Here is a 12293-nt window from a genome sequence, read left to right as displayed (position 1 = left end):
CCGGTAGAGCATCTCCCTTTTAAGGAGGGGGCCGTTGGTTCGAATCCAACACGGGACACCATTTTTATTGTTAGGGTTATGACCCTTTCGTCTAGTGGCCCAGGACAACACTCTCTCTGTGTGGAAACAGAGGTTCAAATCCTCTAGGGGTCGCCAATCATAGGTCGCTTAGCTCAGTTGGTAGAGCGCCACCCTTACAAGGTGGATGTCATAAGTTCGAGTCTTATAGTGACCACCATTTTATAAAATCATAAATAGGTTTTATAATCTCTACTTCTTTACTTTGGATGCAGCGGTAGTTCAGCTGGTTAGAATGCCGCCCTGTCACGGCGGAGGTCGCGGGTTCGAGCCCCGTCCGCTGCGCCATATTGCTTGGTAACAATTTTATAAGTATAATTTACAAAATAATAAAAAATAGAGCTAAGGAAAAAAATGCTTATTATTGGACATAAATTATTAAAAAATTTAGATTTTTCTTTTATTGAAAGTGTTGAAGAAGTTAAAGATAATAAAGTTTATTGTATTGTTTATGATGAAAAATTGATTTCTTATTTAAGTCAAAATGATTTTGAATTTGCTATTTTAGTTCAAAATAAAGATGAGATATTTTTAGCCAATGCTTTAGGAGCTAAGTTTTTGCTTTGTAATGATAAAAAACTTGCAAAATTTGCTAGTAAGGTTGCAGAATTTTATGTTTTTGATAGTAGGGTTTTAATGATTGTTGATAAATTAGAGAATTTTAAAAAATTTTATAAATTAAAAATCGATGGAATTATTTTAAAAGATAATATAGATAATTTTCCTAAAAACTGATAAATTCTTTTGTAAAATAAGCGCTAATTGACGAGGTTTAAATAATGCAAAAAAAATCTTTTTTGAAAATTTACGGATTAATTCCTTTTTTACTTATAGCATTCATCAATGCTTTTGTGGATTTGGGACATAAAATTATTATTCAAAATACTATTTATAAGGCCTATGAAGGAAGTGAGCAGTTATTTTTAAATGCTATAGTTAATGCTTTGATTTTACTTCCTTTTATTCTTATGCTTTCTTCTTCGGGTTTTTTAGCGGATAAATATCCAAAAAATATTGTAATGAAAATTTCAGCAATTTTCAATGTTATACTCACTTTAATAATTTGCATTTGTTACTATAGCGGTGCTTTTTGGATGGCTTTTATTTTTACTTTTATAATGGGAGCACAAGCAGCGATTTATTCACCAAGTAAATACGGTTTTATTAAAGAACTCGTGGGAAAAGACTTTCTTGCTATGGGTAATGGTGTAATTAATGCGGTAAGCATTGTGGCAATCTTAGCGGGAATGGCTTTATTTTCTTTAAGCTTTGAAAGTCTTTATAGTTCTATGTATAATCAAACAGATGAAATTTTAAAAGAAGTAGCGCCTTTAGGAATTGTGCTAATTTTATTTTCTTGTATCGAAGTATTTTTTGCGTGGCGTTTACCTAAGCTCAAACAAACAAATAAAGATTTAGTTTTTAATAAAAAAGACTATATTCGTGGAAAACTTCTAATAAATAATCTTAAGCTTGTTTTTAAAAATAAAACTATTTGGCTTTGTATAATTGGAATTTCATTTTTTTGGGCTATATCTCAACTTTATCTTGTCAGCTTTCCTGTCTTTGCTAAAAATGAACTTTTCATAGAAAATACTTTTTATGTGCAAATTTCACTCGCTTTTTCTGGTATAGGAGTGATTTTAGGCTCTTTAGTAGCTGGTAAATTTTCAAAAAATTATATAGAACTTGGATTTATTCCACTTGGTGCATTGGGTATGTTTTTAATGGCTTTTTTAATGCCTTATTTTATAAGTTTATTAAGTTATAGTTTTTTATTTTTCTTTTTTGGATTTTGCGGAGCCCTTTTTATCATTCCTTTAAATACTTTAATCCAATTTCATGCTAAAGAAAATGAATTAGGACAAATTCTTGCAGGAAATAATTTTTTTCAAAATATTGCCATGTTGGGATTTTTGCTCTTGGCAACTTTATTTGTAAAATTTGAAATCAATGTGATTTATTTGTTTTATTTTATTGCTTTGGTAACCTTTATAGGAAGTTTTTACATACTTTTAAAACTCCCCTTTTCTTTAGTGCGTATACTTTTAAGCATAGCTTTTTTACAACGATACCGTTTACTTGTGGAAGGTTTTGAAAATATACCAGAAAAAGGTGGAGCTTTACTTTTGGGTAATCATATTTCTTTTATTGATTGGGCTGTTGTACAAATGGCAATTCCAAGAAAAATTTATTTTGTTATGGAAAGAAGTATTTATTCTAAATGGTATATTAAAATTTTTCTTGATAAATTTGGTATTATTCCTGTATCAAGTACAGGAAGTAAGACGAGTTTAGAACTGATAGCAAAGCATATTAAAGAAGGTAATTTAGTTTGCTTATTTCCTGAAGGTACACTTTCGCGACATGGGCAATTAAATGAATTTAAAGCAGGATTTGAATTAGCTTGTGAATGTTTAAGTGAAGATGATGGAAAAATTATTCCTTTTTATATAAGAGGGCTTTGGGGTAGCGCTTTTTCAAGAAGTGATGAAGAATTTTCAGCAAGAAACCGCACTTTAAATAAAAGAAAAATTGCTATAGCTTTTGGTAAAGCTATGCCTTTGCATTCTAAAAAAGATGAAGTTAAAGCTAAAGTTTTTGAACTTTCTTTTATGGCTTGGAAATCACAATGCGAAGCTATGCATACTATAGCAAGAGCTTGGATAGATACAGCTAAAAAAAATCTAAATCAAATAGCTATTATCGATACACTAGCTGGAGATATTTCTTATAGAAAAATGTTGACTCTTAGTTTATTTCTTAATTTTTTTATTAAAAGAAAATCCAAAGAGTTAAACATTAACCTTCAGCGTGGAAGTTACGCTCCTAAAGAGGAAGCTATAGGAATTTTACTACCTGCTTCTTTTGCAAGTTCTTTAACCAATCTATCTGTTTTAATCGCAGAAAAAATTGCAGTAAATCTTAATTTCACTGCTGGAGAAAAAGCTCTAAAAGCAGCTATAAAAAATGCGCAAATTTCACAAATTTATACTTCTAAAACTTTTTTAGAAAAATTAGCAAATAAAGGTATAAACCTAAATTTCGATACAAATATACATTTAATTTATTTTGAAGATATTGTAGAAGATTTTAAAATGCAAAAAACTAAAATTTTTAGCATGATGCTAGCAGTTAGTATTATACCTAGTTTTATACTCAAAAGCATCTTCACTCCTTCAAAAAACAATCTTGCCATCGCAGCTATTTTATTTAGTAGTGGAAGTGAAGGTTCTCCAAAAGGTGTTATGCTCAATAACCGTAATATTTTAAGCAATATAGCACAAATTTCTGATGTGCTTTGCACAAGAAATAATGATGTCATTCTCTCATCTTTACCACCTTTTCATGCTTTTGGACTTACCGTAACTACATTTTTGCCTTTGCTTGAAGGTATTAAAAGCATCACTTTTTCAGATCCAACCGATGCCTTAGGGGTTGCCAAAGCTGTTGCTAAAAATAATGTCACTATTATGTGTGGAACTTCAACCTTTTTAGGAATTTATGCAAGAAATAAAAAGCTTGATGCTTTAATGTTTGAAAGTTTAAGAATAGTTGTATCGGGCGCTGAAAAACTAAAAAATGAAGTAAGAACTGTTTTTGAAATGAAGTTTAAAAAAAGCATTTTTGAAGGTTACGGGGCTACGGAAACCACGCCTGTGGCGAGTGTAAATTTACCAAATCATTTTGATGTGGATTATTGGCTTATACATCGTGCCAATAAAGAAGGAAGCGTAGGAATGCCTCTACCTGGAACTGCGGTACGTATTGTTGATCCAAATAATTATGAAAATTTAAAAACAAATGAAGATGGACTCATACTTATAGGCGGTCATCAAGTTATGGTAGGCTATCTTAATGACAAAGAAAAAACCGATGAAGTGGTTAAAGAAATTGATGGCATAAGATGGTACAACACGGGAGATAAGGGACATTTGGATGAAGATGGTTTTTTATATATTGTCGATCGTTATTCTCGCTTTGCAAAAATTGGCGGAGAGATGATTTCTTTGGGTGCAATAGAAGAAGAAATTGCCAAATTTATAGACACTGAAGTGGTTAAATTTTGTGCCACATCTTTAGAAGATGAGAAAAAAGGGGAACAAATTGTTTTACTCATAGAATGCAATAATGAAATTTTTGAAGGAGTATGTGAGGCTATAAAAAATTCTAATATACCTACACTTTTTAAACCTAGATATTATTTTCAAATAGAAAAAATTCCCCTCCTAGGTTCAGGAAAAGTTGATCTTAAAAAAGTTAAAGAATTAGCTAAAAATTTAGCCATATAATTTGAGCTTATAACAAAGTCCAAATTAAAATTGGCATAGAAACAAAAGCAAAAAGAACTCCAAAGGCTACAGCACTTACGGCTAAATTGCTATCTAGTTTAGCTTTCATTACCATAGCTCCTGCTAAAGTCATAGTAGGAGCTGCACTTTCTATAATAGCAACGATGGTAGAATCTTTTAATTCCAAATTAAATATTTTTAAACAAAATACAAAAAATAAAGGAGCTAAAATCATTTTAGCAAAGATGACAACTATTGTAGGTTTGTAAGAGGTTTTAATCGCCATAAAGCCAAGTCCTAAACCTATAGCAAAAAGTGCAACAGGGGTTGCAGAGGCACCAAATAAACGAATAGGAGAGAAAATAAATTCAGGTAAAGTAATCAATTTACACAAAAAACCAAAAAGCAAAGCTAAAAAAGGTGGAAAACTAAGAATTTTTTTAACATTAGTAAGCAAACTGACTTTTTCTCCATTTCCCAAAGAAAGTATAAAAGGTCCAAAAAGTGATATAGGTAAAGTTGTAGCTAAAGCATCGTAAAATATAACTTCAGCGCTAAATTGTGGGTCATTAAATACACCAGCAACAATAGGCATACCCACAAATATAGTATTTCCAAAACAAGAAAGCAAAAACATACTGACTAAAGTTACTTTAGAAAAATGAAAAACTTTTCCAATAAAAATAGCAAAAAAGGCTGCTAATATACAGCTAAACAATCCAATAAAAATAAAAATAATCAATGAAAAATTAAAATTTAAATGATATGCTTTATCGAAAATCAAACAAGGTAAAGCAAAAATAATAGCAAAATCTAAAAAAGTCCTAGCTTGTTTTTGCTTCAAAACGCCAATTCTTTTGGCAAAATATCCGCCTGCAAGTAAAATAAAAATTGTAAATAATGGTATAAAAACAAACATTGAGTAATCCTTTTTAAGGGATGGTTTTTGAAAACGGATAGAATTATATTCTTTATACTTAAAAAAAATCTTAATATTTTTTAAGTTTTTTAAAAAAACCAATATTTTTTATTTTTTGTAACTTTAAGAAATTGTAAGTTGAAATTTGATTTTGAATAGTTAGTATTTTAAGTTGAATGATTATAATTTTAAATAATGGTGCGGTTAGCGAGATTTGAACTCGCACACGCGGAGCGCACCACCCCCTCAAGATGGCGTGTCTACCAATTCCACCATAACCGCATAGAAAAAAGCCCAAAAAAGGGCTTTAATAAGTTTTATTGTAAAACTATAAAAGGATTTGCGTAAAGTGCTATTAGCGCGATAACAAGAGCATAGATAACTTGTGCTTCAATCATCGCTAAAGCGATAAACATAGTTGTCATTAATTTTGGCCCAAGACCAGGGTTTCTAGCTGTTCCTGCAATTGTTGCCGCTGCAGTATTACCCATACCGATAGCACCACCAAGTGCTGCAACACCAAGACCTAAGCCTGCTGCAAGAACTGAAAATGCTTTAATCCATACATTAATAGCTTCTTGCTCTACTGGAGCATTAATTTCAGATGCAAAAGCTACTGCTGCACATGCTAATAATAAAAAAAGAACTTTTTTCATTATCTTAACCTTTCTATAAAAAAAATTTTTTTCAATTTTTAAATCAGTTCGGCTTGCGTATCCCTACTTAAGACTTAAAAATAAAGCCGAATTATAACCAAAGGTATCTTTATTTTTATTGAAATTTACAAAAATTCACATTTTTGATTTAAATTTGATTGTTTTCAATAAAGCTTAAAAGTTTTTTTGCTTTAATAATATTTTAAAATAATTTTTAAGTTAAGGTTGCAACATTGAGTTCTAAATTTTCAAAAATAGGTTTCATTTTAGCGGTAGCAGGTTCAGCGGTGGGCTTGGGTAATGCTTGGAAATTTCCAACACTAGTAGGTCAAAGTGGTGGATCTGCTTTTATCTTGCTTTATATAATTCTTACTTTAGGTGTAGGTTTTGTGATATTTTTAGCTGAGCTTAGCATAGGAAAAATTAGTGAAAAAGATCCGGTTAATGCCTATGAAAAGTTAGCACCTTCAAATAAAAAAGCTTGGTCTTATGTTGGTTTTACTATGGTGGGGGCGATTTTAATAGTTTCTTTTTATACCTTGGTGATTGGCTGGATAGTTAAATATGTGTTTTTAAGTATCACTGGAAATTTGCCTATGGATCTAGAAGTAAGTAAAGCACAGTTTGGATTTTTTATAAGTGAGGATTTTTTAAGTCAGTTTATTTGTTTTACTTTGGTTTTTTTATGTGTTTTTTATATTGTTTCTAAAGGTGTTAAGAATGGGATTGAAAAGTTAAATGTTTGGATGATGCCTTCATTGTTTATTTTACTTATTTTGATGCTTGTTTATGCTATTAGCAAAGATGGTTTTATAATGGCGGTTAAATTTCTTTTTGTACCTGATTTTTCCAAAATCAACACTTCAAACGTTCTTGAAGCCTTAGGACTTGCTTTTTTTAGTCTTTCTTTGGGCGTTGGAACGATTATTACTTATTCTGCTAGTCTGCCTGATAAAACTAATTTTATTACCAGTACTTTAAATATTATTTTTATCAATCTTTTAGTTGGTTTATTAATGGGTTTGGTTGTTTTTACTTTTATCTTTGAATTTGGTTACAATCCTAATCAGCAAGGACCAGGACTTGTTTTTATTTCCTTAGCTACTTTATTTGAAAAAATTGGAGTGATTGGTTGTATTTTTGGAGCAGCGTTTTTTATTTCTTTAATCTTTGCTGGTATTACTTCAGCTGTTTCAATGATAGAGCCTTTCACTTTTTACCTTATTAATACTTTTGGTATGAGCCGTAAAAAAGCTTTGATTTTAATAGGAATTGTTGTTTATATTTTAGGAATGTTGTGTATTTTATCTTCTTTAAAAAGTACTCAGTTTGGATTTTTTGGAATGAGTTTTTTTGATTTGCTTGATAGTGTTTCAAGCAAGGTTATTATGCCTTTAGGTGGAATTTTGGCAGCTATTTTTGTGGGATTTGTGATGAAAAAAGAAGCTTTAAAAATTTTATTTAAACCTTATATGAGGGGTATATTTTTTGAACTTTGGTATGTGTTTTTGAGATTTATTTCCCCTTTGGCTGTTGTTATAGTTATGATAGCCGCTTTTTTAAAGTGAGTTTGAAAAATAATGAGAACATATTTTTCAAAAATCGGTTTTGTATTGGCTGTTGCTGGTGGAGCCGTTGGTTTAGGTAATGCTTGGAAATTTCCAACTTTAAGCGCAGAAAATGGTGGTTTTGTTTTTGTGCTTTTATATTTGTTTTTTACTTTAACTATAGGATTTAGTATTTTTTTGGCTGAAGTGGCTATGGGACGTTTAAGTAAAAGTGATCTTGCAAATGCTTATTCAAATCTTGCCATAAAATATGGTAATAGATGGCGATATGGCGGCGTTTTTATGTTAGGTGGTATTTTTATCCTCTCTTTTTATCTAGTTATCATGGGATGGGTTTTAAAATATACTGTAGTGAGTCTTTATTATCTTCCTAAAACTTTAGATGAAGCAGCAAGTAATTTTCAGAATTTAATTACTACAAATTTGACAAGTTCTGTTTTTTTCTTCACTTTATCTTTTTTTCTTACTTTATTGATAGTATCTAAAGGTTTAATCAAAGGGATTGAAAAATTAAACGTTGTTATAATGCCTAGCTTATTTTTAATGCTTGTTTTTATGTTGTTTTATTGCATGGGATTTAAGCAAGGTTTTGCAAATGCTTTTTCTTATTTATTTTATCCCGATTTTTCACATTTTAAATTCAGCTCTATTGCCGAAGCTTTAGGGCTTGCATTTTTTACCTTATGCTTGGGAATAGGTTGTATAGTTACATATTCATCGGCCTTGGATAAAAAAACAAATTTTATAAAAAGTTCAGTGTATATTGTTTTGATTAATTTATTGATTTCTTTTATTATGGGACTTATTGTTTTTACTTTTATCTTTGAATTTGGAGCCGATCCGCATACTCAAGGAGCAGGAATTGTTTTTGTATCCTTGATGAGTTTGTTTAATCAACTTGGAGCTTTAGGCTATATTTTTGCATTTTGTTTTTTCTTAGCACTTTTTTTTGCTGGTATTACTTCAGCTATTTCAATGATAGAGCCTTTAACTTTTTATATGATTAATAACTATCAAATTTCTCGTGTTAAAGCTCTATTTTTAATAGGTTTATTTGTTTTTGTTTTTGGAATTTGTTGTATCTTGTCATTAAATTTAAATTTTTTTTCTATGTTTAGTTTTTTTGGCAAAGATTTTTTTACTTTATTAGATAAATTAACTTCAAATTTTTTACTTCCACTTGGTGCTATAGTATGCTCTATATTTGTAGGTTTTTTTATGAATAAAAAACAAATTTATAAAATTTTTTCTAAATTTATAAGTCGAAAAATTTTCTTAATTTGGTTGTTTTTTATTCGTTTTATATCGCCTATAGCAATAATTTTGGTAATGTGTTATCAAATTTTTGTATAATAATGAAAAAATATTTTTTTAAGGAAAAATAATGGCTAAAAAATTCATCGATGTAATGGATACAAGCTTTAGGGACGGTTTTCAGTCTGTTTATGGAGCTAGGGTTTTAATGGATGATTTTTTTCCTGCAGTAGAAGCAGCAAAAGAAGCGGGTATTACTCATTTTGAATTTGGTGGTGGTGCTAGATTTCAAAGCTTGTATTTTTATCTTAATGAAGATGCTTTTACCATGATGGATAGATTTAGGGCTATTGTAGGAAAAGATGCTAATCTTCAAACTTTAGCAAGAGGAGTCAATACCGTTACTTTAGATACTGGAAATAGTGAACTTATTGATTTGCATGCAAAACTTTTTGCAAAACACGGTACTACAACGATAAGAAATTTTGATGCCCTTAATGATGTAAATAATTTAAAATTTAGTGGTGAATGTATAGTAAAACATGGGTTAAAGCATGAAATTACTATTACTTTAATGGATTTACCGTCAAATTGCAAAGGTGCTCATGATGTGCCTTTTTATGAAAAAATTTTAAAAGAAATTTTAACAGCAGAAATTCCTTTTCATAGTATTTGTTTCAAAGATGCAAGTGGAACTTCTAATCCAAATAAAATTTATAAAACCATTAAAATGGCTAGAAAAATTTTACCTCAAGATACACATATTAGACTTCATACGCATGAAACCGCAGGGGTGAGTATAGCTTGCTATCTTGCAGCGCTTGAAGCAGGGGTTGATGGTATTGATTTGGCTGCAGCTCCTGTAAGTGGTGGAACTTCTCAGCCTGATATTTTAACCATGATGCATGCTTTAAAAGGCAAAGATTATGATTTAGGTGGACTTGAAGAAGAAAAAATTTTAAGATACGAAGAAGTTTTAAAAGATTGTTTAAAAGAGTATTTTTTACCACCTGAAGCTACTATGGTAAATCCACTTATTCCTTTTTCTCCTATGCCAGGAGGAGCTTTAACAGCAAATACACAAATGATGAGGGATAATAATATTTTAGATAAATTTCCACAGGTCATTCATGCTATGAGAGAAGTTGTGGAAAAAGGTGGATTTGGTACTTCGGTTACTCCAGTTTCTCAATTTTATTTTCAACAAGCATTTAATAATGTTATGTTTGGGCCTTGGAAAAAAATCGCAGAAGGTTATGGAAAAATGGTGCTTGGTTATTTTGGAAAAACTCCAGTTACACCCGATGCAAACATTGTTGAACTTGCTTCAAAACAACTTAATTTAGAACCCACTACAGAACTTGCTATTAATATAGCCGATAAAGATGAGAGTAAAAGCATAGCTTATACTAAAACCTTGCTTGAAAAAGAGGGTATAGAAACGAGTGAAGAAAATATATTTATTGCAGCAGCTTGTAAAGAAAAAGGTATAGCATTTTTAAAAGGAGAGGCAAAGGTAAATATACGCAAATTAGCTAGTATGCCAAAGCCTATGAGTGTAGATGAAAACAAATTTACTGTAGCTGTAAATGGTAATAAATATCATGTGGAAGTGAGTTATGGTTTTGATAAAGATGTTAATGTTAAGAGTGTAAAAAAAGTAGAAGAAAATAAAAATATTATTTCTTCAAATTCAACAAGTTCTGTCGATGCTGAAAATGAAATTTTAGCAGGTATTTCAGGTAATGTCTTTAAAATTTATGTTAACGAAGGCGAAGAAGTAAAATCAGGTCAAGCTATCATGGTTTTAGAAGCAATGAAGATGGAGATTGAGGTTAATGCCCCAAAAGATGGAATTATTTCAGAGCTTTGTATTAAAATAGGTGATACTGTTAATGAAGGCGAAGTATTAGCTATTTACAAGAATTAAAGTGAGGGAAAAATGAAAAAATTTGATAAGTTAGGTTTGGATAATATAAAGGAAATTTTTCATAATTTAAGTTATGATGAATTAAATGCTCATGAAAAAGCAAATAATGAAGGTTTAAGCACGGATAATGATACTTTTTGTGTAGATACAGGGATTTTTACAGGTAGAAGTCCTAAAGATAAATATTTTGTAAAACAAGATCCATCTAGTAAATATATAGCTTGGGGAAAGGTAAATCAGCCTATTACAAAAGAATTATTTGATAAACTTTTAACTAAAGCAAAGCAAGAATTAAGCGGAAAGAAAATTTATGTTCAAGATGTTTTTTGCGGTGCTTCTTTGCAAAGTCGCAAAGCAGTAAGATTTGTTACTGAAATTGCATGGCAAGCGCATTTTGTTAAAAATATGTTTATTCGCCCAAGTCAAGAGGAACTTGAGAATTTTAAAGCAGATTTTATTGTTTATAATGCTTGCAAATGCATCAATGAAGATTACAAACAAGATGGTTTAAATTCAGAGGTTTTTGTGATCTTTAATGTTGAAGAAAATATAGCGGTTATTGGTGGAACTTGGTATGGTGGAGAAATGAAAAAAGGTATTTTTTCTATGATGAATTATTGGTTGCCACTAGAAAATAAACTTTCTATGCATTGTAGTGCAAATGTCGGAGAAAAAGACGATGTGGCACTTTTCTTTGGACTTAGCGGTACAGGAAAAACTACGCTTTCAACCGATCCAAAAAGAAGACTCATAGGCGATGATGAGCATGGCTGGGATGATGAAGGTGTGTTTAATTTTGAGGGCGGTTGCTATGCAAAAACAATCAATCTTGATCCTGAACATGAGCCTGAAATTTATGGAGCCATTAAAAGAAATGCACTTTTAGAAAATGTAGTTTTAAGAGCTGATAAGAGTGTTGATTATGCTGATGCCTCAAAAACAGAAAACACGAGAGTTTCTTATCCTATAGAGCATATTGAAAATCATGAGCCTAGTCTAAAAGCAGGGCATCCAAAAAATATTATATTTTTAAGTGCAGATGCTTTTGGAATTTTACCCCCGGTGAGCAAACTAAGCAAAGAGCAGGCTATGTATTATTTTTTAAGTGGCTATACAGCAAAAGTAGCTGGAACTGAGCGCGGTATAACAGAGCCTCAAGCAACTTTTTCAGCTTGTTTTGGAGAACCTTTTATGCCTTTACATCCAACGGTTTATGCGAGATTACTTGGTGAAAAGATTGAAAAACATGAAGTTAATGTTTATCTTGTTAATACGGGTTGGAGTGGCGGAAGCTACGGTGTGGGTAAAAGAATGAGCATTAAGGCTACTAGGGCTTGCATTAATGCTATTCTAGATGGAAGTATTACAAAATGCGAATTTGAAAATTTTGAAGTGTTTGATTTAGCTATTCCAAAAGCTTTAGAAGGTGTAGAAAGTGTACTTTTAAATCCTATAAATACTTGGTTAGATAAAAATGCTTATATTGCAACAAGAGATAAATTAGCACATATGTTTATACAAAATTTTAAACGTTATGAAGATGTCAAAGAAGGCATTGAATTTAGCAAATTTGGACCAAAAATTTAAGGCATTTAA

General features: G+C 30.7%; 8 protein-coding genes and 4 tRNA genes. 9 read left to right on the top strand and 3 right to left on the bottom strand.

Going from position 1 to position 12293, the window contains the following annotated elements; all coding sequences use genetic code 11:
• The first annotated feature begins 80 nt into the window (after positions 1 to 80).
• The 5 genes from AJ889_RS07770 to AJ889_RS07750 all read left to right on the top strand — a co-directional run bounded on the left by AJ889_RS07770 (position 81) and on the right by AJ889_RS07750 (position 4370).
• Positions 81 to 156, top strand: a tRNA-Arg gene (locus tag AJ889_RS07770).
• 6 nt (positions 157 to 162) lie between these two features.
• Positions 163 to 238, top strand: a tRNA-Val gene (locus AJ889_RS07765).
• Between the two features lie 51 nt (positions 239 to 289).
• Positions 290 to 366: transfer RNA gene (locus tag AJ889_RS07760), tRNA-Asp, on the top strand.
• A 66-nt stretch (positions 367 to 432) separates the two neighbouring features.
• On the top strand, positions 433 to 813 hold the full coding sequence (locus tag AJ889_RS07755) for a hypothetical protein (RefSeq protein WP_002853267.1): 381 nt from the start codon (positions 433 to 435) through the stop codon (positions 811 to 813).
• A gap of 44 nt (positions 814 to 857) precedes the next feature.
• Positions 858 to 4370 (top strand): acyl-[ACP]--phospholipid O-acyltransferase, encoded by a 3513-nt coding sequence (locus AJ889_RS07750; protein WP_032584918.1) that lies wholly within the window; start codon positions 858 to 860, stop codon positions 4368 to 4370.
• Between the two features lie 7 nt (positions 4371 to 4377).
• Here the strand turns inward: AJ889_RS07750 and AJ889_RS07745 are convergent, their stop codons facing one another.
• The 3 genes from AJ889_RS07745 to AJ889_RS07735 all read right to left on the bottom strand — a co-directional run bounded on the left by AJ889_RS07745 (position 4378) and on the right by AJ889_RS07735 (position 5945).
• Positions 4378 to 5289 (bottom strand): AEC family transporter, encoded by a 912-nt coding sequence (locus AJ889_RS07745; protein WP_002935877.1) that lies wholly within the window; start codon positions 5287 to 5289, stop codon positions 4378 to 4380.
• Between the two features lie 196 nt (positions 5290 to 5485).
• Positions 5486 to 5571: transfer RNA gene (locus AJ889_RS07740), tRNA-Leu, on the bottom strand.
• 35 nt (positions 5572 to 5606) lie between these two features.
• Positions 5607 to 5945: a F0F1 ATP synthase subunit C gene (locus AJ889_RS07735; RefSeq protein WP_002935875.1), complete on the bottom strand. Its 339-nt coding sequence runs from the start codon at positions 5943 to 5945 to the stop codon at positions 5607 to 5609.
• A gap of 233 nt (positions 5946 to 6178) precedes the next feature.
• On the opposite strand from AJ889_RS07735, the gene AJ889_RS07730 reads away from it, so the two are divergent.
• The 4 genes from AJ889_RS07730 to pckA are packed head-to-tail and all read left to right on the top strand — an operon-like array spanning position 6179 to position 12284.
• Positions 6179 to 7513 (top strand): sodium-dependent transporter, encoded by a 1335-nt coding sequence (locus AJ889_RS07730; RefSeq protein ID WP_002858451.1) that lies wholly within the window; start codon positions 6179 to 6181, stop codon positions 7511 to 7513.
• A 12-nt stretch (positions 7514 to 7525) separates the two neighbouring features.
• Positions 7526 to 8866: a sodium-dependent transporter gene (locus tag AJ889_RS07725; RefSeq protein WP_032584923.1), complete on the top strand. Its 1341-nt coding sequence runs from the start codon at positions 7526 to 7528 to the stop codon at positions 8864 to 8866.
• A gap of 31 nt (positions 8867 to 8897) precedes the next feature.
• A complete protein-coding gene (locus tag AJ889_RS07720; protein WP_002867445.1) occupies positions 8898 to 10697 on the top strand; it encodes a biotin/lipoyl-containing protein in 1800 nt (599 codons plus the stop codon).
• A 12-nt stretch (positions 10698 to 10709) separates the two neighbouring features.
• Entirely contained in the window at positions 10710 to 12284 is a 1575-nt protein-coding gene (gene pckA / locus AJ889_RS07715; RefSeq protein ID WP_002853265.1) for a phosphoenolpyruvate carboxykinase (ATP), read from the top strand.
• Positions 12285 to 12293 lie beyond the last annotated feature (9 nt).

The organism is Campylobacter sp. BCW_6468 (assembly GCF_001762865.1).
GTDB classification, from domain to species: Bacteria; Campylobacterota; Campylobacteria; order Campylobacterales; family Campylobacteraceae; genus Campylobacter_D; species Campylobacter_D jejuni.
The sequence above is the reverse complement of the archived record's forward strand: the minus strand, read 5'-3'. Positions and strand labels throughout refer to the sequence as shown.

What these genes read in the sequence shown, in the direction of transcription:
- AJ889_RS07755 (WP_002853267.1), top strand. Translation starts at nt 433, where the DNA reads ATGCTTATTATTGGACATAAATTATTAAAAAATTTAGATTTTTCTTTT.
- AJ889_RS07750 (WP_032584918.1), top strand. Translation starts at nt 858, where the DNA reads ATGCAAAAAAAATCTTTTTTGAAAATTTACGGATTAATTCCTTTTTTA.
- AJ889_RS07745 (WP_002935877.1), bottom strand. Translation starts at nt 5,289, where the DNA reads ATGTTTGTTTTTATACCATTATTTACAATTTTTATTTTACTTGCAGGC.
- AJ889_RS07735 (WP_002935875.1), bottom strand. Translation starts at nt 5,945, where the DNA reads ATGAAAAAAGTTCTTTTTTTATTATTAGCATGTGCAGCAGTAGCTTTT.
- AJ889_RS07725 (WP_032584923.1), top strand. Translation starts at nt 7,526, where the DNA reads ATGAGAACATATTTTTCAAAAATCGGTTTTGTATTGGCTGTTGCTGGT.
- AJ889_RS07720 (WP_002867445.1), top strand. Translation starts at nt 8,898, where the DNA reads ATGGCTAAAAAATTCATCGATGTAATGGATACAAGCTTTAGGGACGGT.
- pckA (WP_002853265.1), top strand. Translation starts at nt 10,710, where the DNA reads ATGAAAAAATTTGATAAGTTAGGTTTGGATAATATAAAGGAAATTTTT.